Genomic DNA, 24733 nt, shown 5'->3' with positions numbered 1-24733 from the left:
TTTAATTTTTTAAAGGTGAACAATAGCAGGTTGAAGTGCCAATTACACCTACATTTTTAACGATTTGTCTTTTTATTAAAGTGCTTTTTACCGTAGGCCTATCATTTTAAAATGCAAATAACTGAATCTCGTTTTTCGTAATTGAAATCTTCCGTTAAACGCATCGCCTTTAAGGCTCTACCTAAAGTTTCTCTTTTAAAAACAGCTGTAAACCCCAACGTTTTTAATTCTTCGTTTTTAAATTGATTTAAAAACAAGGCTGTTTTTTGCCTTTTTATACTTTTAGTAAAACGGCCTCACTTACATTTTTAAAATAAGTGAGGCCGTGGTTATGGTTTAATTAAACATCCGAAAAATGCGCTATATTTCCAGGTGTTTTCCTATTTACTTTATCAAAGCTTTTCATTTTATTTAACCTGTAATGCTCATTTTATAGATTTTTAGTTAATATCCCGGGTTCTGCTTTAATAATGGATCAATTGTTAAATCATTTTGCGGAAGCGGGAACAGATAATTTTTGGATGGATCGAAATTGATAGGAGGAGGGCTATTCCCCGGAAGCTTTACTTTTGTCATTACCTGTTCGGCAGTCCGCCATCTTATTAAATCGTCATATCGATTTCCTTCAAATGCCAGCTCAATCCTTCGTTCATGGCGGATAAAGTCTCTTAGTGTAGATTGGCTTCCATATAAAGACTGATCTACGTTAGGCATATGTACCCTTGTCCTGATTTGATTTAATGCGGTGTAGATTGAAGCATCGGGCCCCGATAACTCATTTTTGGCCTCTGCATACATCAATAGAACATCCGCATAACGAATGTGGATAATATTTTCGTCACGGTCATTTGTATGGCTATAGCCCATCGGAAATAATGTCGAATCGATATATTTCACCATTTGATAACCAGTTTTAGAAGTATTACCGTCATGCGTAACCAGGGTACCATCTGGATTGAACCACGTTTGATCGACCCCTCTTAGGCTTGCCTTTAGGCGAGGATCACGGTTAACATATTGTTTAGCTCTTGTATACCCTGAAGTAGGGTCGGTTATCAGTTTTCCATCAGCAGTTTCATAACTATCTACCATCTCCTGGAAAGGGTCTATCGCCATCCACCAGCCAATTTCAATATCCAAACCACTAGTTTCCTGCTGGTCATTAGGCGCCTTATAGTTGGTAGAGAATATAATCTCGGGGTTATTGTCCTGGTTTTTTCTGAAAAACAAACCAGTGTAATCGGCATACAGGCTAAATTTCCCGCCGTTAATAACCTGGTTAGTTAATGAAACCGCATTGGTCCAATCTTGATTAAAGAGCGCCACTTTAGCTTTCAGCGCAAGAGCCGAACCTTTTACTACGTGTCCGTTAAAAGCAGCGTCAGGAAGGTTAGCTATAGCAAAGTCCAAATCGTTGTTTATAAAAGTTAATACCTGCGCTTTTGGAGTTTTGGCTACAGGAGCAGTGGCTTGGTCGAGGGTTGCGGCTTTGTCATACAAAATCACATCACCAAAGCGATTAACCAGATTAGAATAGAAGAACGCGCGTAAAAAGCGCACCTCAGCAAAGTATTGATTTTTGGTTGCCGCGTCCATTGCTATAGGCGTAACGTTGGCTATGTAAAGATTGCACTGTGCTATACCAGCATAATTGGCGTTCCATACGGTATTTATTGCACTACTTGTGGTAGAATAGTTGCCTAGTTGTATGTTGTTAGCATCATAATTATTAAAGTTTGCATAAGCGTTGTCGGCCAGGCAATCCTGATAAACTTTGCCTGCGCCGTTAAATCCTTTTTTTAAGGAGGCATAAACTCCTGTTAAACCTTGTTGGGCGTCGCTCGCTGTTTTATAAAAAATAGCAGTTGATATCTGGTCTTGGGGTTGTTTGTCTAAAAATTCCTTGCTACAAGACGATAGAACAACCATCGAAGCCAAAAGAAATGACATTACTGGATGTTTATATATTTTTTTCATGATGTTTTTATTAAAATGTAACATTTAAACCCGCGGTAAACATGCGTATCTGAGGATAGGCAGCATAATTGCTTGTGGCTCCGTATGCATCCGTCCCAGACTGGCTAACCGGTCCTGTCTGAAACCGTTCGGGATCACCCGGAAACTTGGTGAAAGTGAAAAGGTTATCGGCGGAGATAAATACGAGTGCATTTTTCAACAATAACCTTTTAGCCAGATCGGGCATTAAATGATAAGTTAAGCGCACATTTTTTAGCCTTAGATAGGAGGCATCTTTTAAATAATAGGTTGAATTTTGACTTGTATTTGGTGCATAGCCCGAATTGCCGTTGTAATCGAATATAGCAGGCACAGTTTGAGAATGATTTTCAGGTGTCCAGGCATTTCTGAAGAATGTTGGCGGAGCTCCTCCTTGCCTAAACGGATCCATCCCCCAGCCTTGTACATAGTGGTATACTCCTTGTACCCCTTGCCAGAAAGTACTGAGGTCCCAGTTTTTATAACTGAAATTAACCCTGAAAGAATAAGTGTAATCAGGAAAAGCCCCTTTGGTAATTTGCCTGTCATTAGCATCTATTTTATTATCGCCGTTAGCATCTTCAAATTTCAAATCGCCCGGTTTTGGACTGGCGAAAGCCTCCTTGGGCGAATTATTGATCTCATCTTGCGAATTGTAGATACCCGTCCACTTTAACATATAAAATGAGCCATAGGGTAACCCAACTTTATTGATATACATACCTTGATCCTGTGTTCCATTAGCCAGATATAGAACCTCGTTCCGGTTAAGTGAAAATATAAAGTTAGCCGAATATCTGAAGTCATTTCCGATATGATTAGCGTGGCCCAGATCAAGTTCAAAACCCCTGTTCTGTACAGTTCCTGCATTTGTAACCGGTGCAGTTAATCCTACAGCTGCCAATACGTTTGGTTTAAACAGAATGCCCGATGTTTTTTTATTATAATAATCGGCGGTAGCGGTAAAAAGTCCTTGTTTGATACTCAAATCAAAACCAATGTCCGTATTGTCCGTTTTTTCCCACTGAATATCGGTATTGTTTAGGTTTTGCTGATTAACCCCCTGAATAGGTCCTGTGCTGGTAAAAGAGTATTGGGTTACATTCAATAACGCCTGATATGGGTAATAACCAATATTCTGGTTACCCAATCTGCCATAAGAGGCACGTATCTTTAAATTATCAACCCAGGTTAGGGGCTTCATGAAGTTCTCTTCTGATAAGCGCCAGCCAATAGAGGCCGCCGGAAAGAAACCCCAACGTTTGGATGGAGAAATTCTGGAGGTGCCGTCGTTACGGCCATCTAACTGAAGTAGATATTTTCCTTTATAATCATAGTTAATTTGTCCGAAGAATGATTCCAGTGCATACTGATATTGGTCGCCACTAAGACTCTGACCTGTTACCGAACCTGCATTAAGCTGCGTTAACTGGTTATTGGGAAATGAGGTTCTTTGGCCGGATAAATATTGTTGGGTATAAGACTCAACGCTAACTCCACCCAAAACATTTAAATGATGATTAGTTGCTATGGTGGTTTTATAATTTAAGGTGGAGTACGCATTTGCATACAATTGGCGCGTATCCCCATTAAAAACGCCTAAGCTGGTTGGGCTACCGTTATCTAATACGGTATAATTGCCACTAGCATCTGGTTGAAAACCGTATTGATTTACCGCGTATTGGTTAACATCCAGAAACTGATCATTATAATTATAGGCACCTTTTACCATCCAGGTAAAGCCTTTAGCTATAGTTGCCTCCAGATAAGTTTGAGCTCTTACCTCATAATTATTGGTTACCCTGCCGCCGCTGTTTAAAACGTATTCAATGCTGCGATTATGGCCGGCGTTGTTATTGGAATAATCGGTTTTGGCAATCCTGCCGCTGCCATCTGTTAAATATGGTGCATATGTTGGGCCTGCTCCGTAAATTAAAAGTATCAGTTGATCATTACCTAAAACAGGTTCGGTAATATCCTGTTTGTTTAGTGATACAGTTCCACCTACTTTAAAGGTTTTATTAACCTTTGAATCCAGGCTTACTAATAAGTTATAGCGTTTAGAGTTGGTGCCTTTAACAGTTCCATTCTGCTGTAAATAGCCGGCTGCTATATTAAATGTAGTATTTTCACTACCCCCGCTTACACTAACGTGATGGTTTTGTGAAAACGCGTTTTTAATGTAATTATCGATATAATTATAATTGGGATACTGGGTGCTGTTAGCCGGAGCATTTTTATAGCTATCTATTTGGGCTTGGGTATAAACAGGTGTACTATTAGTGCCGTTATGTGCCCTTCCTTGATTATACATACTCATGTACTCGACCGAATTCCATACCAAATCTGGCAGGCCAATGGCTTGGTTTATAGAAAGATCAGTATTGTAATTGATGGCGGTAGTTCCAGGCTTTCCACGCTTGGTAGTAATTAAAATTACACCATTGGCTGCCCTGTTGCCATAAATAGAGGCCGAGGCAGCGTCTTTCAATACGCTTACCGATTCTATATCGTTTCCGGCAATGGAATTTAAGCTGGTTACAATTACTCCATCTACTAATATAAGAGGCGAGCTACCTGCCCCGAATGAACCCATTCCGCGGATCTGAAGATTAGGTGCGTCTTTACCTGGTTGTCCTGTTGCTTCTACTGCATCCAGCCCGGCTATTGTTCCGGATAAAAGGTTAGCAGCGTTTGGCGTTGATCTTTGATTAAGAACTGCCCCGCTAACTGTGGAGACAGAACCGGTAAGATCAACTTTCTTTTGGGTTCCGTAACCTACTACCACCACCTCGTTGAGGCTTTTACTTTCGGGCTTCAACTGAATATTCACGGTTGTTTTTCCGTTTAAAGGATACTCCTGGCTACCGTAGCCGGTATAAGTAATACAAGCGTGCCGGTATTATCGGGGGTAGTAATAGAAAAAGTGCCTTGCACATTGGTAGTGGTTACGGTACTGGTTCCTTTTAGTTTCACTACTACGCCGGGCAACCCCTGCCCGTTTTCATCGGTAACTTTACCAGTAACTATTACCGACATGCCAGATGCATTACTGGATAACGCAATGCTGGTAAAGAAAACAAGGAGCATTAACTGGCTACATGCTCTTTTCATGATTTTACGCCAGGAAATGATTTTTTTTAAATTAAAACTCATATATTGAGATGTTTTATTTGGTTAAAAAATGAGACAATAATCCCCCTTTCACCTTATTTAAAAGGTGGCATAGATACCTGGAGAGGGATGGTTAAGAGCGTGTTGGAACCACGTTCTCGATCTTTAAAGATTTTTTTGTGTTCTTATCTTTTCATAAGTAATACCCGTAGTGCATTATCAGACTAAATTTATTTTAATGTGATTCATGTTCCTTTTAAAGATAAATTTGTTGAGGTATTGAATGGTGGTCAGGGCAGTTATTTTACTTAACGTCCTTGTCTTAAACCCCTCAAAAGTTTTGGCATAATTTCTTCTGATCATAAACTGATCGCACAGTTGCGAAAATAGCGTTTCAATCCTTTTCCTTGATTTTTTGAATAGGTATGGATACGGTTTGAATTTCTTTTGATTGTTTCTCATCGGGGTTTCCAATCTAATGTTTACAGATTCAAAAAGATTGACCTGTACCTCTGCGGACAAATAGCCTTTGTCTCCAAGTAGCACGCAATCAGTCATTTGTTGTTGTATATCTTTCAGGTAATGTATGTCATGTACGGAAGCAGGGCTTAGGTCAAAGTTCTCAAAAACACCATCTACTGAACAAACTGCATGCAGTTTGTATCCATAATACCTCGAACTTTGCGCAGCACAAAAACCATGGTTTGGAAAAGCGTATTCCTGTTCTTTGCAGATTTTACTTCTTGCTGCACGGGCATTTTTACATACCTCTAAAGGCATTGAATCGACAATGAAACAGTCCTGGACAGCGTTCAGTTTCTGAACAAGCTTTTTTCTCACCTCATTTATGTGCGGGAACAATTTTCTTTTTCTCTTATTGTAAACACTTCGTTCGATCAAGATATCAAGCGGGGTACCTTTCAGGTTTCTAAATAACTGATATTCAGAATCTATTCCACAATATTCAGCGGTCAAATTTAACGTAATTAACTCTAAATCAGACAGTCTTGGCCTTACTGGTTTGTAATAAAAGTCCTCTTTTATTGACAGTTTCCTAAACTCTTCTAAAATAAAAGTGTAATTTTGAATCAAGTTGTTCATGTTTGTAATTGATTGTCAGTCAATACAATATACCATTTATTGGCGAAATGAACAACTTTCTTTATAATGCACTACGGGTAAGTAATATTTTAGGTTTAACAATAATTGGTTAGTTAGTAACAATACCCTCTGAACTTTAATCTTCTCATCCCGTCCAGAGAAACAGCAACTTTTTTAGCGTAATCGCCTGCTCATACCTTAACTTATAAACTCGCAAGGTTTGTTATTTATGATCAATAATAAAAGCGGAACAAGTAGGCTTTGGTTTGCTGAATTGGTACACAAATGTAACTTTTGGAGCTTGTTTAAAATATTACTTAAATAGACTTTTTTTTATACAAATCAGACATTTGTGATATGTTCATAATAAATATTTACCTAATTTTCTGATGTTTGGATTTATTAATTTTAATTCAATGTCGTTTAGTTAAGCTATAGTTTTTTGTAATTCATGTGATATTGCTTTTTGGTTCGAGGTTTTCGCGGAATTAACCTACCGGGTCTGATAATTTCGGTTGTTTTTCTTACGATATTATCGAATACTTCCAAAGCTGGTTTGTACATCCGCTTGATAAAGATGCCTATCATAGCATCCTTTTGCCTGGAATTATTGAGCAACTTATTCCTTACCACTGTATGCAGGTAGGCAGCAAGGTTTTCTTCCAAATTTATGTTTCCGCGGTTGTTCCATAGGTATACAAAAACGTGTGGGCGGTAGCCTGCATATCTAACTTAACCACATATGTTTTAACCACCGTTATCTGTGCCGTTGCGCCGCCCAAAAACAAAACCATCATCAACCCAATCGGTAAGGTTACTTTAACTTTCATATCGTATTACTAAACCGGCTTAGGGTAAAATATCTTGGGTTATTTAAGTCCCTTTATTCCCCTTACAGTCGGCGTCACCTGTTTAATGCTCCCATCCGGGTTGAATTCCAGCTTATCGATACATACCTCCCGGTGATAACCTGCTGCATCGCCCATGGTGATACCTTTTGGGCGGTTAAACCTGTGATAAACGATATACCATTCATCTTTACCTGGGATTTGCAGTACGGCATTATGCCCCGTTCCATAAATGGCATTATCAGGATCTTTGGCCAGTACCAAATTGTTCTCCGGAACAGTAATAGGCCCCAGCGGTGCATCAGCAATGCCATACCTAACCTTATAATTTTCACTGCGGGTATCATCGTCCGACCACATAAAATAGTATTTACCCTTCCGGTAAAAAACTTCCGTCCCCTCCCGGAAAGTTTGGTTTGGTGTTAACACCTTGATCGAATTTGTGTCGACGGAGATCATATCCTGATTCAGTTTTGCGCCGGCCAGGTAACCATTTCCCCAAAATAAATAACTTTCACCAGTTTTTGGATCAGTAAAAACGTCAGGGTCTATTTGCTGGCCACCCTTCACGCCGGGCGGCCGTTTAGTGATCAGCGGTTTGCCGCTGTCTTTAAAAGGCCCGGCAGGGTCATTTGCAGTAGCCACGCCGATCTGCTGGGCTGCGCAGAAGTAATAATAGTAGGTAAATAGGCCATCTTTCTTTTTCTCAGCTATGGTTGGTGCCCAGGCATTTCGTTTTGCCCAGCTAACGTCCCGGGGCAGATCAAGGATCACGCCCTCGTCTTTCCAGTTGATCAGGTCAGTAGACGAAAAGGTTTTAAAGTAGGTACCACTCCAGCCCGTAAAGCCATCGCTGGTAGGATAGATATAATACTTACCCGTCTTTTGTGAATATAATATCTCAGGGTCGGCATATTCACCCTTCAAAACGGGATTATGGTCATCCGTTCCGCCCCATTTAGCTTTTAACCGGCCTAATTCTTTTGCAGTAATTGGCAGCACGGTGCCGTGCCTGGGGTGAAAATCCATGGTAACCTCCTGATCGATGACCTTGAAATTTTCCAGGTCGCTGCTGCGGGTGAACTGGTAACGCCCCTTGGTATAAAGATCATACATCAGTATATAGTCGGTGCCCTCGTTCAGTTTAAATACACCTGACCCTTCCACTGGCTCGCTGGTTTGCTGCAAATATTTCTCCTGCTGGATATAACCCCGGGTAAGCTGCGTTGAAACAGCTTTTTTGATGCCGTTACCTAAACCCTCGGTTTTGAAGAATAGATTATACTTTCCATCCTTTAAAATAATATCAGCATCGATACAAGAACTTTGGGTAGGGCTGAAAAATAACTGCCTGGGCTCGCTTTCCAGCCCGGTAAAATATTTGTTGGCATAAGCATAGTAAATAATATCCGCATTATTGCCAAACCTCATAGACCAGTATAGCATATACTTCTTTTCTTTCTCATCATAAATAGTTTGCGGTGCCCAAACCCTGTTCACACCGGCAAACTCTTTAAATACGGTGGGTATATCAACCACAACCGATGACCAATTAACGAGGTCAGTTGACCGGAGCAACACCATAGCCGTGTTGGGACCCCAACCATTTTTGGCGACCTGCATATCAGTAGCCACCATAAAACAAGTTTTATTATCTGCACCCCTTAAGATATGAGGATCGCGCACCCCGCCGGTTGAACTGATCGTGCGTGAATTCAGTACAGGTGCGTCATGATTCAGCGCCTGATAATGGTAACCATCGGAGCTAACAGCAAAATGAATGGCTTCTTCCGACTTGCCATTACCGGTGAAATAGGTAAAGAGATAAGCAGTTTTTTTTTGTGCGGAGGTACTCAATACCAGGCCGATACACAGCATCGCCGTTAAGTAAAAATGCCGCGTGATGTATTTGCTTTTTTTCATTGTGTGTTGAATTGAAGGAGTAAGTTACTACAATTGATCAAGAATGGGATGATCAAGCGCATCTAGTTCCGTTTTATCATAATTAAGCAGTTCCAGAACTGTTACTTTATTATTGCTTTTGTTTAGCCATTCGGCAGCTCTACCATCGCTTTGATCACACCTGTAGCCGGGTCAAGCCAGCTTTTAAATGCACTCGCTACTTCATCAAATTGTACGCGGTGAGTGATGTAGTTTACAGGGTCTACAAGCCCCTTTTTCATAGACGCTATGACGTGTTCAAAATCAGCACGAGTGGCGTTACGGCTACTCATCAGTGTTGCTTCCCGTTTATGAAACTCGGGATGGCTGAAACAGATATCGCCCTTTTGCAAGCCCACCAATACGTACCGGGCTCCATGCGCCATGTATTGAAACCCGTTATTGATAGCGCGTTGGCTGCCGGTACAATCAATTACCACGGTGGGCATATCGCCATTGGTAATTTCATTTAGCTTAGCCATTACATCATCATCAGTTACGTTAATAATATCATATACCTTTAACTTATCCTTGCAAAAGGCCAATCGCCCTTCATTCATATCCATCGCTATTACTTTACCGCCGGCTATGCGGGCAAATTCCATAGTACCCAGGCCAATTGGCCCGGCACCTATTACCAATACATATTCGCCGGGTTGTACGGCCGCCCTGCGTACACCATGCGCGCCAATAGCCAATGGCTCAACTAACGCCAGTTCATCATAGCTTAAACCTTCGCCATGCACCAGTGAATAGCTGGGTACGGCCAGGTATTCAACCATACCGCCATCTATATGTACGCCGCAAACCTTAATACTGGTACAGCAATTAGGTTTGCCGCTGCGGCAGCCAATACAATGGCCACAATTAAAGTAAGGTATAAAGGTAACTGCCTCGCCTTTTTCAAAGCCTTCGGCACCATTGGGGGCAACCAACTCACCTGATAACTCGTGCCCTAAAATACGGGGATAGCTAAAAAAGGGCTGTGTGCCTTCAAAAGCATGTAAATCGGTACCACAAATCCCAATGCGTTTTATTTGGATAAGCGATTCGCCGGGCTGTACTATCGGTGCTTCTTTTTCGCCGTAAACTAAAGTGCCCGGTTCTGTACATGCTAATATTTTCATACGATTAATTTAAAGTTGAAATATTTGGTTCATTAAAACCCACTTTTCCCCATCGGCAGCCCAGGCCAGGGGTTGTTGAAATTTAGACATTAATAATTCCCATTCTGCAACTTTAGGGTTGCTGGCATCTGCTTTCGCTTTTTCCATCGGATCAAACTGATTGCCTACCTCCATAATCATAACCAGGCGGTTACCGGTTCTATAAATCTGCATATCAATGATACCTGCATCAAGTATGCTTTTTTTTATCTCGGGCCAACCATTTCCGGCTTTATGCCAGTATTCATATTCCGCTATCAGCTGGGGGTCGTTCTTTAAATCTAATGCTAAGCAATATCTTTTCATATTACACTATAATATGACTTATAAATAGGTATAGGCCGGATCGATTAAGCCTTGATTTTGAAGTGTTTTCCAAAAGCCGGGTGGAATTTCAACATTCGCCATCGCTACGTTTGCTGCAACACGATCCGGATTGGTTGTATTTAAAGCAATACTCGTAACGCCCGGCGCGTTAAGCCCAAATGTGGCACAAGCCTGAGCAGGTGTAATACGATAAGTTTGGCATATCTCGTTAAAGGCATCACGCCATTGATAAAGTCCGGCATGGCTTTCGCGACTAACCGGTTGATAATTATAATAATCTGAGCCGATTAAAAACCCACCATTGAATACCGCTGAATTAATAATGGCCACGCCTTGTTTTTTCAAAGTTTCCATAAACTGAACCAATTCTGCGGGGTGGCTGTGCACGGTAAGGCTATTGGCAATCATCACCCAATCGAGCTGAATATCCTGCGAAACCTTTTGGATCACGCGCCAGTCTTTAGAACCAATACCTATTGCTTTCACTTTTCCCTGACGCTTAAGTTCAGCCAGCGCGTTATAAGCAGCCAACACATCCTGATAAAGGTGGTTTAGTTCGTCCTGGGTTTTGCCTTTGGCTATATATTCATCCGGATCGTGTACAGAAACGAGTGCGGCTTTGTAACCGTTTAATAGTTGATTACCCTGTTCATAACATTCCAGGATACCATCATAACTAATTTTTTGTACGGCATCAAACTGAAGGTCCTTCCATACGCCGGGTTCAAAAGTTGGTTCGGGGGTGGTTAATTCGGTTCGCAGCCAGCCTAGTTTATTACTAATCAAAACATCGTCCGGCGGTGTATTAAGCGCTTTTAAGCTTTTACCGAGCGATTCCAGGGCTAACCCAGCGCCATACTTTCCGGCAGTGTCAAATACAACCGGTTTGGCCGAGCAGTTGATGCATTCCTCAACTATTGCCAACTTTTGCATATCACTTTTAGCAACATATAAATTCCCCAGTCCACTGGTGCCAAATATCACTTTTGGCAGTTTAATATTTTTCATAGTTTTTGAATGACAAGAGATTAAAGAATGGAAACAGGGATACTTTTTGCTGAAACATTTGCTGTTTTATGCCCCCTGAACCCGAAATACGTCACCATTGTGAAGCAGACAGCCGGTATAATATAGCCGTATTGAACATTACCCGTAACATCACTGATATAGCCAAACGCGCGGGGGAGAATAGCACCGCCCACAATGGACATGATAATCAAACTGCTGCCTAACGCTGTGTCACCTTTCAAACCGTGAATGCCTAAAGCAAAAATGGTGGGAAACATAATGGACATAAAAAAACAAATGGCCATCACTGTGTAAACAGTGATGGTACCATATCTTTTCATAATAAACCCGGCGGGCAATGCCATAACAAAATAGGAAATGAAGACTGCCGAATCTGCAAGGGTAGCCTCAACCGTAGTTAAGGTGAACGATTTCTTTAAATGAGGAATCAGTATGGGATCCAGGTTATGGGCAAATCCCCACAAAAAAAACAAACTGGTTATCAGGATAAAAGGGAATGCCGTTTTACTTTTTGTCATATTAATCATCTCGCTTTAAATGATAGCCCCTTCTATTTTTAGCACAAAAGCATCTTTGCCAGGTGCCTGGCCGGGCAACTCCACTTTTAGGCCGGCCTCTGTCTGCTGGAAAACGAGTTGATCATGATAACCTAACAGATTCACTTTGTTGATTTTTCCGATACCGTTAGTTGCGCCTAATTTTTTAAGCAGGGCTCCCTGATCTGCCGGCCAGCCGAGCATAATCGCGTAAAGCATTTTGCCTTTGGTAGTGTATCTAATATCTGATGAGGTAAAAGGCTTGCCTTTTCCTTCATTAAAACCCTGGGCACTTAGTGGCGCAGCCAATTCCATGGCGGGCCCTTCCCCAAAGGTTACCCAAGGGCGTGTGCTATAAATAGCTTCGCTGTTAATCTGCATCCAGGCAGCTATATTCTCTACTACTGCCCGTTCTTTTTCATCAATACTGCCGTCGCCCCTAACCGGGATATTTAATAATAAATTACCGTTTTTACTAACCACATCAGCTAAGGTGTGAATAACAGTTTTGGCGGTTTTATATCTATTGTTATCATACAGCCGGCGGTCATAGTGCCAGTCGCCAATACAGGTATCTGTTTGCCATGGAAACGATTCAATCTGGTTGCTTTGCCCGCGCTCGATATCCCATACCATGGTTTTGCGCTGTTGCTCATCCAGTATTTTGCCGTTAATTACCGCGCGCAGTTTGCGGTGTTTTTTGATGCTGCTGTTATACAAATGTGCCGCAATCTTTAAACCTACATCGCTCGCTGGCCATAACGGTAAGGCAGTATCATCAAAGTACATCAGTTCAGGCTCGTATTTGTCAATCAACTCCACCATGCGATTATAAAATTTTTCGCAGTAGGCTTTAGATGGAGGGGTTACGCCATTTCCCCAGTTCCATTGCTTATGGATCATGCCATTATCTAAACTATTTGTACTTAAAGGGTGGTTTTGTGCATATAGTTCCTGCGGGTCATAGCCGTTCCACCATTTTCCGGCACCGTCTGCTTTGATGGTCTTTCCGTCATATGGTACTCCTGCCAGTGGGCCATTTTTATCTGATCGTTGCGCTGTTTCCATCCAGCTCCAGGTATGAGCGGCATGTACGCTCACACCAAACGGCAGGCCCTGATGTTTGGCGGCTTTGGCCCAGCCACCTATTAAATCCTTCTTCGGGCCGATTTTAGTAGAATTCCAGCTTTGATATTTACTATCAAACAAATCAAAGTTATCGTGGTGGTTGGCCAGTGCCACAAAGTATTTGGCGCCTGCTTTTTTGTAAAGAGCTACTAGCTCTTCGGGATTCCAGTTTTCGGCTTTCCACTCATTAATCACATCTTTAAAGCCAAATTTAGAAGGATGCCCATATTTTTCGCAATGGTATTTATATTGATCGCTACCTTCCTGGTACATACCACGGGCATACCAATCGCCACGTTCGGGTTGGCACTGCGGGCTCCAGTGCGCCCATAATCCAAACTTGGCATCTCGGAACCAGTTTGGGACTTGGTATTGTGCCAACGAATCCCAGTTGGGTTGAAAAGGGCCGGCCACACTGTGGGACTGATCTAAAAGACCCTGCCCGGCTAAACGAGACAAGTACAACGAAGATAACCCTGTTAATGCGCCTTTTATTAATGTTCTTCTTTTCATTTATATTTTAAAAGTTACAGATGATGATAATTAAACAACTTGGGAAGGTGGCAAAAGCCAAATCACCACACTTCCCTTCGTTGCAACCAATTAAACCAAATTCTTATTTAATAACCAGGATTCTGAGTTAAGTTTTTATTCAGATCACACTATGACTGTGGTATTGCCCATAACTCATTTTTTTCCACCACAAAATTTCTTTTTTTGTAAAATAATAGCCGTCAGCATCAACCGGGAAAGCGGTATAAGTTGCAGGCGTATTGGTTAACTTCATACCGGTAAACTGCTGATTATTCTCAGTAGCCAGTTTGCCCCAGCGCAGGCAATCATAATAACGAGTGCCTTCAAATGCGAATTCAACCCGGCCATCAGATCCAGGTTAACCATAGAAGTACCGCACCAAAAATTATAGCCGGTAAAGCCAGCCCCGGTATCGTAAACCCCGTTCCGCGCCAGGGTAGCATCGTTGCATGTTTTCCAGAAGGTGGCATCTGATATGGATGATAGAGGCTGTTTATCTAACAGTTTTTTTTGACAGCCAGGCGCAATAATGATCAGGAAAGCTAGCATGAAGCCTGCCTTAACTGTTCTTGAATATGGTAATATCGTTTTCTCATACCTTAACTTATAAACTCCCAAGTTTTGTTATTTGTGGTAAATCATAAAAGCGGAACAAATTGGCTTTGGTTTGCTGAATTGGTAGACAAATGTAACTTGCGGAGCTTGTTGAAAATATTACTTAAATAGACTTTTTTTTATACAAATCAGACATTTGTGATATGCTCATCATAAATATTCACCTAATTTTCTGATGTTTGGATTTATTAATGTTAATTAGCAAATGATCAAAAGAGTTTTAAGGCATACTTTTTCCATGTTGAACGTAGATCACGTTCGGCTAGGTGAAAAGTGGAACTACCAAAATGTAATCAGCCCTTATTACCGGATCTATTATATTGATGAAGGTGCCGGAGAAATTTCCGATGTTGAAACGGTATTACAGCTGGAGCCTGGCTATCTGTATATTATACCAAGTTTTACCTTATGCAATTTGTGTTGCCTAAGCCATATGAGCCAATACTTTATACAATTTTTCGAAGAATCTCCTGACGGGATTTCTTTATTTGCGGGTAATAGGTCAGTGATGAAAGTTAAAGCTACTGAAGTTGACGTTAAAAATTTTGCCCGTTTACTGGATATCAATCCTGGTAGGGGGATTAACCGGTCAGACAATCCCAAAATATACGAAAAAGACATTTTCTATAAAGAATATCAGGAACTCAATAACCGGCAAAGCATGGCTACCTTTCTGGAGACGCAAGGGATTATATTGCAACTGATCTCACGGTTTTTCACGGGCGCGATTTTTAAACATCATGAACCTGGTCATATTCCGGTGAAGATCATGGAAGCAATCAGCTATATATCTTTAAATCTAAAGGACGAGTTATCAGTTAAAATGCTTGCGGAAAGAGCCAATCAGCATACTGATTATTTTTCCCGCTTATTCCAGCAATATACAGGAGAACGCCCAATTAATTACATACATGAGAAGCGAATAGAAAGGGCGCAATACCTAATGGTGGCTACCCAAATGACTTTCTCACAAATTGCAACGCATACAGGTTTCGAAAATGTATTTTATTTTTCTAAAATATTTAAAAAGATAACAGGGTTTTCTCCCCGGCAATATCAACTACAGTTGGATCACACAAATCGTTAATTAATCATCGTTTTAGCGTACATATAAAGAATTTTAGTCTTTCTTCTACAGCATATATGTAAACCCGCTATTGTAATCTCATTATTATGGTCTGAATTTGAATTGCTAACCTGTTTGCTAGAGTTGATGCAATTTAAAATATGGAATGTTTGCTGGGGATATTTATTTGTTGGTCGTCTATATGATACTGCATTTCACCTTCTAACAGGTAAACCGTGCCATTATTACCTATTGCCTTAGAAATTGTTGAAAAATACAAAAAGCACCCTTATTGTGTAGATGGAAACAATTTACTCCCCGTAAATAGTAACGTTTGATACAATGCATATATTTTTGTTTTACCAGGGCATTAGCAACATGTGATACTTGATACGTAAAATAAATTATTTTATTAAAGGCAGTACGTTTTTCTTTCCGCGTCGTCTTTTATGTATAGTTAAGAAATTGTAAAGTATACAACATCAAATTCTAAACTTGTAAACAAGTGTTATGAAGGAAACTACAACCAGACTACAATATTTATTAACACAATATGCCAACAACGCATGCAGCAGGGCCGAGCTGCTTGAACTACTGCAGACTATAGAGCAAGGCGGCCATGATAAGGCGCTGCAAGCTACAATGGATACTATATTGGCCGACTTAAAGCCCCATGATCCGATTCCGGCAATTGATAAGGAAAAGATATTCCGTAGCATTATCAAGCCAGCCGCTGTAGTATCTTTTTATAAACGTGTTTGGTTTAAGGCCTCAGTTGCTGCTGCCATTATTATCATGGTGATAGGCGTTCGATGGTTTCAAAACAACGAGCCAAAACAGCAAGCGGCATCCGCTGTAGGCGTGTTATTTAAAAATGATGTGGCGCCAGGTGGCAATAAAGCCACTTTAACCCTGGCTAACGGGCAATCAATTTCGCTTACGGAAGCACAAAAAGGGCAGATAGCTAAACAAGGAGCCTCAATTATTACTAAAACAACAGACGGACAAATTGTTTATAATGCTTCATCGGTTTTACAAAATAATGATAAGGGGGATATTAACCTGATTAAAACACCTAAAGGGGGCAAATGGGATGTTACTTTATCTGATGGCACTAAAGTTTGGCTAAACGCATCGTCATCAATTAAATATCCATCTGCATTTATGGGTAACGAGCGCAAGGTTGAAATAACAGGCGAAGCTTATTTTGAAGTTGCACACAATGCAGCTAAACCTTTTAGAGTAATTGCAGGGGGCCAAACGGTTGAGGTGTTGGGTACTCATTTTAATATTAATGCATATAATGATGAAGAGGCCGTAAAAACAACCCTGTTGCAAGGAAAAGTGAAGATAACAAATGGCGGCAGAATGGCTATACTGATGCCAGGGCAACAAGCCGCCACACGGTTTTCAAATAACTCTATATTGGTTAAAGAAGCAGATACTGAACTTGCTGTAGCATGGCACAATGGTTACTTTCAGTTTGAGCAATCGGATATACATAATGTAATGAAGCAGTTATCCAGATGGTATGATGTGGATGTGAAATTTGACGGAAAGGTTACCCGGGATAAATTTGGAGGAAGTATACCCCGCGATGCGCCTTTAAGCCAGGTTTTACGCACGCTTGAGCAAAGCATGGTGCATTTTAAAATTGATGGAAAAACAGTAACTGTTATGGAATAAAAACCCGGATTGTATTTCATAAATACAGAAAACGGCATAAACAGCCATCAAAAATTACTCAGAGAACAGCAAGTTGATTATGAATCTGCATAGATAAATTATGCAGCAGGGGTGTTTTTTGCCTGTTATTTCTGGAAATTAATTAGCAGGGCCGACGCATTAGGAATTTGTTTTAGCGATTAATGAAAGAAGAAATTTATGGTTCCACCCGGCCATTTTTCTTTTTGCTTTCAGGCTGGCCTTACTGGTTTTGTCGGCTTTTAGGATATTTAGGGCTATCTTTCTGACTACGGCAAGGTTTTGGGCGGTCTGTTTGTTCCGTGTGGTATTGTAATCTTCGCCAAATCCGACATCCAACTGCCAGTGCAATTGGTTCTCAATGCCCCAATGTGCGCGGATGGCTTGGTTAAAATAGGCAGCATCAGCACGGAGGCTGGAGATATAGTAGCGGTCTTGTATGGAGTGGCTGTCACCTATTATCCTTTCCGAGGTTATTTTGATGATGGTCTTTATTCCCTTCCAATTTTCCTTTTCGTCAACCCAGTTAAGTTCATGAATGACTTTGCAGTCTCTGATCTCCGCCCGCCCGTGGCCCTTATCCAGGTGCTGGCTGTAACTGTCTTCTTTAAAGTTGAACTGATTGATTACCTGTTCATAAAGTGTTTCCTGGTTCTGTTTCAAAGCAAGGATATAATCGCCCTGGCTTTCGACAATCTGTTCAGCAATCGCTTTCTGTGTACCCATTGCGTCGATGCTTACTACCGCCCCTTTGATGTTCAATAGCGATAACAATGCTGGGATCGCCGTAATCTCATTGCTCTTGTCATCCACTTTTTGTTGCCCCAGTACCAACTGGTTACGACCCGACCAGGCGCTTACCAAATGCAAGGCCCCCAACCCCTGGTGTTTGCAGGCGCTGTTACAGATGCTCTTTCCATCGATAGCGATCAACTCCTTTTCGCCAGACAGGCCCGACTCCTCAAGACCCCGGCTAAGTTCCGCTGTCCAGGCACGAAAACACTGTTCAAAAAGCGCCGAATCGATCAGCATAAAAACCCGGTTGATCGTGTCATGACTGGGTATGCCGTTTTCAAGAGGCAGCAACTGCTTTAAAAAATCTTCTTTCTCCTTCCCGAATTCTTCCATCTCGTACCAGCTTTCTGCACCACATAGAACGGCCAATACCGACAAAATGATAACTTCCAGTAAATTGTGTTTCTTATTATTACCTGTACGAGGATCAGGTATCCATCTAAAATGATTGTGAAGTGAAGTCGTCATATGCTTTTACAAAGAAAAAACGCTAACCCGACTCTAATCCTCCCGAAACCACAAAAGTTATACCTACGTTTCCAACACTTTGTTCATAACCATATCAACTTTTAACTATTCTTATGCGTCAGCCCTGAATTAATTAGTTAATTAATAACAACTATAGATATATGACTCAAAACTTTACTTTCTATGATCCCTATGTTAAACGGTACTCAACGTTTAATAAATCGCCAATAAAAAAGCTATTGCTTTGTTTATTCGTTATGTTGCTTTCGGCATTTTTAAAAGAGGCTAAGGCCCAAACAGTTTCGTTATCTGTTAAAAACACACCTTTAGAAACCGTTTTTAAATCAATTACCAAACAAACCGGCTATGTGTTTTTTTACAATTACCGCTTACTCGAAAAAAGTACCCCAGTAAGCATCGATCTTAATAAGGTTAGCTTAAAGCAAGCCCTTGATGCCTGTTTCGAAAACCAGCCCTTCTCTTATGCTATTCAAGGTAAGCAAATTACGATGGTTGCAAAAGCGGAACAAAAATTTGATACCGGTACTAAAGCCAATCAGTTAATTAAAGGTATAGTAAAAGATTCCAGCGGCGTACCATTATCCGGTATAACCGTTTCGGTGCAGGGCACCGCCCTGCATACCGCAACCGATAAGGATGGTATGTTCAATATCCTGGCGCCGGTGAAAAGCGTATTTGTTTTCACGTCGATACATTATAATACTAAAGATGTTTTGGTGGATGGTAAAAATATAGAATTGGTGGTCGTCCTGAGCCAAAAAATTGTACACCTACGTGATGTGCAGGTAATATCAACCGGTTACCAGGATCTGAGAACGTCAAATATCGCCGGGTCGATAAGCAACATTAAGGGAAGCACCCTATTCTTTGACGGAACAAACACCCTGGAGCAGGCACTGCAAGGTAAACTCCCGGGTGTTGTAGTAACCAACCAAAGCGGCCAGGTAGGTACCAGGCAAAAAGTAAGAGTTCGTGGTACTTCAACTTTACTCGGTTCTCAAGAACCAATTTGGGTAGTTGATGGAGTGATACAGGAAGATCCGCTTCCGTTTAAATCAACTGTATTAAGCGCAATTACCACTTCCGCAGGTGCGGCAACAAAAGATAATTTTGATTACATCCGGGATTATGTGGGGTCGTCAATAGGATGGCTTAACCCCAATGATATTGATGATATTACGGTATTAAAAGATGCCTCGGCAACGGCCATATATGGTGTTAGGGCTGCTAATGGTGTTATAGTAATTACTACTAAAAAAGGGCAGGTTGGCCCGCCTATTGTTAGCTACAGCATTACCTTTAATACGTCCGAAAAGGTTAACTACGACAGGTTAAACCTAATGAACTCTCAGGAGCGTGTAGGTGTATCACAAGAAATATTTAACAGGGGATTGGTTGGTTCGTCTGTTAATACAAGCATAGGCTATGCCGGTGCTTTGAGCGATTACCTGTTTGGCCGAACAAACTACAATCAATTTAACACCCAGGTAAAATATCTCGAAACTGTTAATACCGACTGGTTTAAAATACTTTTCCGTAACCCATTAAGCATTAATCAAAATGTAAATATATCCGGTGGCAACGCTAGTACCCGGTACTACGGCTCATTTGGCTATAACTCAACTAACGGAACAGCTATTGGTAACCAGTTAAGTGGTTTTACAGGCAGTTTTGGTATCACATCACAAGTAAGCAGCAAATTGAACATTTCGGCCAAGCTATCAGCATCAAATAAAGCTACTGATGGCTTTTATCAGTCCGATCCTTATACTTATGCTTCAAAATCCAGCAGGGTAATACCGGCTTATGATCAATCAGGAAACTTATTTTATTACGCTAATAGTATAGGCAGGCAATACAATGTTATTAACGAGCTTAATAATTCAGGTTCATCAAATAAACAGCAAACGTTCAATGCCAATGTTTCGGCAAAATATGATATTATCAGGGGGCTTACTTTTCAGTCGTTATATAGTTTAAACAATTCTTCAACTTCGGGTAATACCTACGCTACAGAAAAAACAACTTATATTGCAACAATTCGTAACTACGATTATGGTACAGTTAAGCCAACAGATTTTGCATACCTAAACAGCAAATTGCCATTGGGAGGTGAGTATAATGCCGATGATAACCAAAATTTATCGTGGAACTGGCGCAATAGCCTATCGTATACAAAAACAATAAATGCCAAACATGTTTTTACCGCATTAATAGGCGAAGAGCTTAATAGTTCGCATTACACAGGGCTGGCGGCAACAACATATGGTTACTTAAGAGACCGCGGATTGACTTTCGCTGTCGTTCCCTCCCAAATTTCACTCAGCCCTACTAACACAAGCTTACTAGGAGCAAATACACAGGTTGATCTGCAAACACACGTCAAAACAGACAGAACTACAAATAATGTGGGTGTGTATGGTACTTTAAATTATTCGTATGATAATCGTTACGTTGCAAATTTTAGTATCCGTAATGACCGCTCCAACAGGTTTGGGCAATTTACCGAAGAAAAATTTAATCCTGTTTTAGCAGGTGGTTTAAGGTGGAATATTGCTAACGAAAAATGGTTCGAAAAAACCGATTGGTTATCCGGCTTGAGTATGAGGGCCAGTTTAGGGTATCAACGTAATGTGGTTAGCAATGTAAGCCCGGACCTGATCCTGAAAATTCCAACTATTCCAACAACCGCGGTTACAGATAGGTTTACCGGAGATTATTTATTAACGATCAGTTCTTTACCCTATGCCGATCTCCGGTTTGAAAAAACTACCAGTATTAACCTGGGGTTTGATATGGCTTTATTTCAAAACAAAGTGCAGGCAAGCGTAGAATATTACCAAAAAACCGCTCGTGACCTGGTTACTTATCTCACAATACCGGCAGAATATGGCGTATTGAGTATGCCTATTAACGGCGGCTCGTTAACAAACAGGGGTTACGAAGTTAGTGCCAACTTTACACCGGTGCGTACCCGTGACTTTACCTGGTCGGTTAGCCTTAATACTGCAAAAAATTTCAGCGATCTGGTTAAATCCGGGATACAAAATAATGCTACCTGGCGTACAGCAGCATCCGGTTTGTTTAATAAAGAAGGATACCCTGTGACTGGTTTGTGGGCTTTTGATTTTACCGGAGTAAATCCGGCTAACGGCTATCCAACCATCAACCTGCAGGTTGCTCCCGGCAGTACCCCTGCAAGTGATCCTACATCATACATGAAATATGTAGGTAAAGCCGATCCGGATTTTACAGGAGGCATCGGCATGAATTTCAGGTACAAAAAACTCACTTTAGGTTCAAGTTTCAATATACAGGTTGGTGGCAAGAAATTTTTGGCACCAGCTTACAATTTAACCAATGGAGTACCTTCGGAGTTTGATAACCTATCTAGAACTCTTTTAAACCGCTGGACGCCTACCAATACCACCGCAACAATACCGGGTTTGCCTGATGCCACAGTTGGTAACAATTTATTATTGCCCGATGGTAAAACAAACACTAATGTTTATGAAATGTACAATTACAGCACAGCGAGAGTAGTTAGTGCTTCGGAACTACGCTGCAATAGTATAAACCTTAGTTATTCATTACCCGAACGATGGGTTACTAGCTTAAAGTGCAAAACTATTCGGGCGGGTGCAGGTGTTTCTCAGCCGTTTGCCATTGTGAGTAAAGACTTTAATGGCGTTGATACCGAAGTAGCTACCGGTGGGCAGCCGCGCGTAAGGTCGTATTCGCTCAATGTAAATGTTAGTTTTTGATCCTTAAATAAATCGACATGAAAAAATATATTATATACTTACTATTGGCTTTAGCGGTTAGCTTGTCATTTAGCTCTTGCAAAAAGTTTTTATCTGAGTCCAGCCAGGACGAGATAAAGCCAACCACTACCGATGACCTGGCTTCGCTTTTGTACAGTGATGCCTATCCATACGGAGGGATTTTTGATACTTATACCGATTTGCTAACCGATGATATTCAAAGCAACGGCGTACCGCAACTAAATGGCGCGCCAATATCTACCTATCTGCCTTTCTCTAACAACGGCACACCGATATATAGTTGGAGCCCTTATATGTTTGATAATATTTCGGGCACTGCCGGTTCAAATATATCCGATCTGTTAGGCGTAAATTCCTGGTCCATTTATTATGGTAAAATTAAGGGCTGTAACGTGGTACTTGATTATATAAATTCGGTATCGGGTACGGCCCAGGTTAAAAATGCTATAACCGGACAGGCTTTGTTTTTGAGAGCTTTTTATTACCTTAAACTGGTTACATTATACGGCCAGCCATACAGCGGCACAGGTATTGATCCTACCAAAAGCCTGGGTGTACCATTAGTTCTCTCATCAAAAGTTAGTGATGTTTACCCTGCCAGAAATACATTGGCCGAGGTTTATAAACAAATTGAAACCGATTTGTTAACAGCCGCTGATCTGCTTAAGAATAATTACACAGCTACGTCGGTATTTCGTGTAGGCCATTTAGCAGCTTATACGCTTTTGTCCAGGTTATATCTGTACATGGGTCGTGATCGGGATATGGATAACGTAATTCTGTATGCAAATAATGCCCTGGCAATTAAACCTAATGTTACACAATTATCAAGTTATTTTACTTCTGCAACATTCTTGAGTGCCGCAGGTATATATGACCAGGCTTTAAGCCAAGAGGTAATTTGGTCATATGGTACCAATCAGAATACTAATATTGCCAATTTTTACGTGGCCACCAGCAATGTTCAAACACTGGTGCCGCCATTTACAGTATCCAGTTCTTTATTGGGCATGTATAATCAAGGCACAGGTACCACCAACATGGGCGATTTGCGTTACACAACCTATTTTATTAAGTACGCATCTTTTGGCTATGTATCCAGAACAGGTAAAATAGGTTCGCAAGCCTATGGTGCTCAAGGTATTCGCGTTTCCGAACTTTATTTGAACAGGGCCGAAGCATGCATTAGGCGATATATGAAAACAACACAGGCCGGAGATTTGACACAAGCCATATCCGATCTTAACTATTTGCGCCAAAACAGGTACGATACGCGTAACACGGCATATGTACCGGTTTCGTTTACCGATGCAAGCCTGGCATTTAAATTTTTGCAGGATGAGCGCCGCCGTGAGCTATGCCTTGAAGAAAACTTTAGATGGGTTGATATTAAACGCTGGGGGCTTGCCGTTAGCCACAACTATACCGATCCTTATGGTTCGGTAACCACCTATAATTTAAGTGCGGGGAGTAATTTAATTTATGCACTGCCTATCCCTTATGATGTGGTGGCGCGTAATTATAATCTTCAGCAAAATCCAAGATAAACAACAGTTTTATTCATCATAAAAACACAAAGACATGTACAAAAATTTATGTATTTCGTTTAGCCTGTTGGCCGCCGTACTCGTTATGTTTCAGGCATGTAAAAAGGAAGCAGCAATTTTAGCTATCGATCAAAATTATGGTTATACCGTACCGCAGGGTAATCACACTTACGATAAAACCATTGTTGATTTTTACAATAAGTATGGCACATACATGCTTTATAAATTTAGCGATAAAGATACTTACTGGACCCCAACAGGGTGGAAAAATTCAACCCTAAGCACCACGCTAGCCAACTTTTGGTCAACCGGGTATCTGGCAACCCAGGCCGATACGAGCTCGGCCGATTATATTACCAGGCAGTTGGTGGTTTTAAATAAGTTGTGGTTTGGCTTTTACAGCGATAGGTTCTTAAAGCAATTTTTGCCTGTCAAAGTTATGCTTTGCAACACAGTTGACTCTGTTTACTCTAAAGCATCATTCAGTCCTACTCTTACCTACGCAAGAGTAGATACCTATGTTGGAGCCTGGTATAATTACGATAATTTATGCGTTAGTTATGGCAATTCATCGGTGGCTAACATGGTACAAAGGGATTCGATAGCGTTTGCAAAAAAAGTGAACCTTATTTTTATGCAAAGCATTATCACCCGCAATATGAGTGCCCCAACTACCGATTTTACCGCTTTAACTAATTATGGCGTAACTTATACAACAACGGCTACAGCTTATGCGGCCGGCATTATAGCGCCTTACAGTGGCGTAACATCACAATTGGATTGGGCGCAATATATGCAGGCTATGGTAACCTGTACCGAAGCTACATTGAATAGAAGTCAGGCCAATACCGTCAACTCTTATGTCGGCATCTTAAACGTTACTAAGGACACCAGCGGAAAGATAAGGCAACGCTATAACGTTGTGCGAAATTACTTTATAAACACTTATGGCGTTGATTTGCAAGCTATAGGCAATTATGCCGGCAGGTGATAAATTATTATAAAAAAAGGAA

General features: G+C 41.1%; 20 protein-coding genes. 5 read left to right on the top strand and 15 right to left on the bottom strand.

The genetic code is table 11. The features are described from left to right. Positions 1-101: 101 nt before the first annotated feature. From BDD43_RS31145 to BDD43_RS26145, 14 genes are all read right to left on the bottom strand, one after another. Positions 102-257 carry a FecR domain-containing protein gene (locus tag BDD43_RS31145; RefSeq protein WP_394339627.1) on the bottom strand — a complete coding sequence of 52 codons (156 nt, stop codon included), beginning with the start codon at positions 255-257 and terminating at the stop codon, positions 102-104. Positions 258-444: 187 nt separating this feature from the next. Further along, complete coding sequence (locus tag BDD43_RS26205; protein ID WP_162847173.1) at positions 445-1977, bottom strand: RagB/SusD family nutrient uptake outer membrane protein; 1533 nt, start codon at positions 1975-1977, stop codon at positions 445-447. Positions 1978-1987: 10 nt separating this feature from the next. Beyond that, positions 1988-4828: a SusC/RagA family TonB-linked outer membrane protein gene (locus BDD43_RS26200; RefSeq protein ID WP_246001799.1), complete on the bottom strand. Its 2841-nt coding sequence runs from the start codon at positions 4826-4828 to the stop codon at positions 1988-1990. 14 nt (positions 4829-4842) lie between these two features. Continuing rightward, entirely contained in the window at positions 4843-5109 is a 267-nt protein-coding gene (locus BDD43_RS26195) for a carboxypeptidase-like regulatory domain-containing protein (protein ID WP_162847172.1), read from the bottom strand. Positions 5110-5328: 219 nt separating this feature from the next. Further along, the gene (locus tag BDD43_RS26190) at positions 5329-6210 is read right to left on the bottom strand and encodes an IS982 family transposase (protein ID WP_121196630.1); all 882 of its coding nucleotides are present in this window, start codon (positions 6208-6210) and stop codon (positions 5329-5331) included. 668 nt (positions 6211-6878) lie between these two features. Beyond that, positions 6879-7040 (bottom strand): hypothetical protein, encoded by a 162-nt coding sequence (locus tag BDD43_RS30275; protein WP_162847171.1) that lies wholly within the window; start codon positions 7038-7040, stop codon positions 6879-6881. Between the two features lie 39 nt (positions 7041-7079). Next, positions 7080-8981: a family 43 glycosylhydrolase gene (locus BDD43_RS26180; RefSeq protein WP_121201188.1), complete on the bottom strand. Its 1902-nt coding sequence runs from the start codon at positions 8979-8981 to the stop codon at positions 7080-7082. A gap of 122 nt (positions 8982-9103) precedes the next feature. Further along, positions 9104-10126: a zinc-binding alcohol dehydrogenase family protein gene (locus BDD43_RS26175; protein WP_121201187.1), complete on the bottom strand. Its 1023-nt coding sequence runs from the start codon at positions 10124-10126 to the stop codon at positions 9104-9106. Positions 10127-10135: 9 nt separating this feature from the next. Continuing rightward, a complete protein-coding gene (locus BDD43_RS26170) occupies positions 10136-10471 on the bottom strand; it encodes an L-rhamnose mutarotase (protein WP_121201186.1) in 336 nt (111 codons plus the stop codon). A gap of 18 nt (positions 10472-10489) precedes the next feature. Next, the gene (locus BDD43_RS26165; RefSeq protein WP_121201185.1) at positions 10490-11500 is read right to left on the bottom strand and encodes an aldo/keto reductase; all 1011 of its coding nucleotides are present in this window, start codon (positions 11498-11500) and stop codon (positions 10490-10492) included. A 20-nt stretch (positions 11501-11520) separates the two neighbouring features. Then, complete coding sequence (locus BDD43_RS26160; RefSeq protein WP_121202133.1) at positions 11521-12039, bottom strand: MFS transporter; 519 nt, start codon at positions 12037-12039, stop codon at positions 11521-11523. Positions 12040-12054: 15 nt separating this feature from the next. Continuing rightward, on the bottom strand, positions 12055-13698 hold the full coding sequence (locus BDD43_RS26155; RefSeq protein ID WP_121201184.1) for an alpha-L-fucosidase: 1644 nt from the start codon (positions 13696-13698) through the stop codon (positions 12055-12057). 139 nt (positions 13699-13837) lie between these two features. Further along, a complete protein-coding gene (locus BDD43_RS26150; protein WP_394339641.1) occupies positions 13838-14020 on the bottom strand; it encodes a hypothetical protein in 183 nt (60 codons plus the stop codon). Next, entirely contained in the window at positions 13969-14268 is a 300-nt protein-coding gene (locus BDD43_RS26145) for a hypothetical protein (RefSeq protein WP_121201183.1), read from the bottom strand. The genes BDD43_RS26150 and BDD43_RS26145 overlap by 52 nt, the downstream gene beginning before the upstream one ends. Positions 14269-14539: 271 nt before the next feature. On the opposite strand from BDD43_RS26145, the gene BDD43_RS26140 reads away from it, so the two are divergent. Both BDD43_RS26140 and BDD43_RS26135 read left to right on the top strand, forming a co-directional pair. Next, the gene (locus tag BDD43_RS26140; protein WP_121201182.1) at positions 14540-15421 is read left to right on the top strand and encodes a helix-turn-helix transcriptional regulator; all 882 of its coding nucleotides are present in this window, start codon (positions 14540-14542) and stop codon (positions 15419-15421) included. 489 nt (positions 15422-15910) lie between these two features. Next, positions 15911-17086 (top strand): FecR family protein, encoded by a 1176-nt coding sequence (locus BDD43_RS26135; RefSeq protein WP_121201181.1) that lies wholly within the window; start codon positions 15911-15913, stop codon positions 17084-17086. Between the two features lie 159 nt (positions 17087-17245). On the opposite strand, the gene BDD43_RS26130 is transcribed toward BDD43_RS26135, so the two are convergent. Continuing rightward, positions 17246-18367 carry an ISAs1 family transposase gene (locus tag BDD43_RS26130; RefSeq protein ID WP_121195558.1) on the bottom strand — a complete coding sequence of 374 codons (1122 nt, stop codon included), beginning with the start codon at positions 18365-18367 and terminating at the stop codon, positions 17246-17248. Between the two features lie 161 nt (positions 18368-18528). Between BDD43_RS26130 and BDD43_RS26125 the strand changes: the two genes are divergently transcribed. From BDD43_RS26125 to BDD43_RS26115, 3 genes are read left to right on the top strand one after another with little or no spacing between them, the layout of a single operon-like run. After that, positions 18529-22152: a SusC/RagA family TonB-linked outer membrane protein gene (locus BDD43_RS26125; protein ID WP_121201180.1), complete on the top strand. Its 3624-nt coding sequence runs from the start codon at positions 18529-18531 to the stop codon at positions 22150-22152. A 17-nt stretch (positions 22153-22169) separates the two neighbouring features. Next, positions 22170-23720, top strand: a complete 1551-nt coding sequence (locus tag BDD43_RS26120; RefSeq protein ID WP_121201179.1) for a RagB/SusD family nutrient uptake outer membrane protein — start codon at positions 22170-22172, stop codon at positions 23718-23720. A 34-nt stretch (positions 23721-23754) separates the two neighbouring features. Beyond that, a complete protein-coding gene (locus BDD43_RS26115) occupies positions 23755-24711 on the top strand; it encodes a putative zinc-binding metallopeptidase (protein WP_121201178.1) in 957 nt (318 codons plus the stop codon). The last annotated feature ends 22 nt before the right edge of the window (positions 24712-24733 follow it).

It is taken from the genome of Mucilaginibacter gracilis (assembly GCF_003633615.1).
GTDB lineage: Bacteria > Bacteroidota > Bacteroidia > Sphingobacteriales > Sphingobacteriaceae > Mucilaginibacter > Mucilaginibacter gracilis.
The sequence above is the reverse complement of the archived record's forward strand: the minus strand, read 5'-3'. Positions and strand labels throughout refer to the sequence as shown.

What these genes read in the sequence shown, in the direction of transcription:
- BDD43_RS26120 (WP_121201179.1), top strand. Translation starts at nt 22,170, where the DNA reads ATGAAAAAATATATTATATACTTACTATTGGCTTTAGCGGTTAGCTTG.
- BDD43_RS26135 (WP_121201181.1), top strand. Translation starts at nt 15,911, where the DNA reads ATGAAGGAAACTACAACCAGACTACAATATTTATTAACACAATATGCC.
- BDD43_RS30275 (WP_162847171.1), bottom strand. Translation starts at nt 7,040, where the DNA reads ATGAAAGTTAAAGTAACCTTACCGATTGGGTTGATGATGGTTTTGTTT.
- BDD43_RS26180 (WP_121201188.1), bottom strand. Translation starts at nt 8,981, where the DNA reads ATGAAAAAAAGCAAATACATCACGCGGCATTTTTACTTAACGGCGATG.
- BDD43_RS26165 (WP_121201185.1), bottom strand. Translation starts at nt 11,500, where the DNA reads ATGAAAAATATTAAACTGCCAAAAGTGATATTTGGCACCAGTGGACTG.
- BDD43_RS26145 (WP_121201183.1), bottom strand. Translation starts at nt 14,268, where the DNA reads ATGCTAGCTTTCCTGATCATTATTGCGCCTGGCTGTCAAAAAAAACTG.
- BDD43_RS26160 (WP_121202133.1), bottom strand. Translation starts at nt 12,039, where the DNA reads ATGACAAAAAGTAAAACGGCATTCCCTTTTATCCTGATAACCAGTTTG.
- BDD43_RS26195 (WP_162847172.1), bottom strand. Translation starts at nt 5,109, where the DNA reads ATGAAAAGAGCATGTAGCCAGTTAATGCTCCTTGTTTTCTTTACCAGC.
- BDD43_RS26205 (WP_162847173.1), bottom strand. Translation starts at nt 1,977, where the DNA reads ATGAAAAAAATATATAAACATCCAGTAATGTCATTTCTTTTGGCTTCG.
- BDD43_RS26175 (WP_121201187.1), bottom strand. Translation starts at nt 10,126, where the DNA reads ATGAAAATATTAGCATGTACAGAACCGGGCACTTTAGTTTACGGCGAA.
- BDD43_RS26170 (WP_121201186.1), bottom strand. Translation starts at nt 10,471, where the DNA reads ATGAAAAGATATTGCTTAGCATTAGATTTAAAGAACGACCCCCAGCTG.
- BDD43_RS26190 (WP_121196630.1), bottom strand. Translation starts at nt 6,210, where the DNA reads ATGAACAACTTGATTCAAAATTACACTTTTATTTTAGAAGAGTTTAGG.
- BDD43_RS26130 (WP_121195558.1), bottom strand. Translation starts at nt 18,367, where the DNA reads ATGACGACTTCACTTCACAATCATTTTAGATGGATACCTGATCCTCGT.
- BDD43_RS26125 (WP_121201180.1), top strand. Translation starts at nt 18,529, where the DNA reads ATGACTCAAAACTTTACTTTCTATGATCCCTATGTTAAACGGTACTCA.
- BDD43_RS26140 (WP_121201182.1), top strand. Translation starts at nt 14,540, where the DNA reads ATGATCAAAAGAGTTTTAAGGCATACTTTTTCCATGTTGAACGTAGAT.
- BDD43_RS26115 (WP_121201178.1), top strand. Translation starts at nt 23,755, where the DNA reads ATGTACAAAAATTTATGTATTTCGTTTAGCCTGTTGGCCGCCGTACTC.
- BDD43_RS26155 (WP_121201184.1), bottom strand. Translation starts at nt 13,698, where the DNA reads ATGAAAAGAAGAACATTAATAAAAGGCGCATTAACAGGGTTATCTTCG.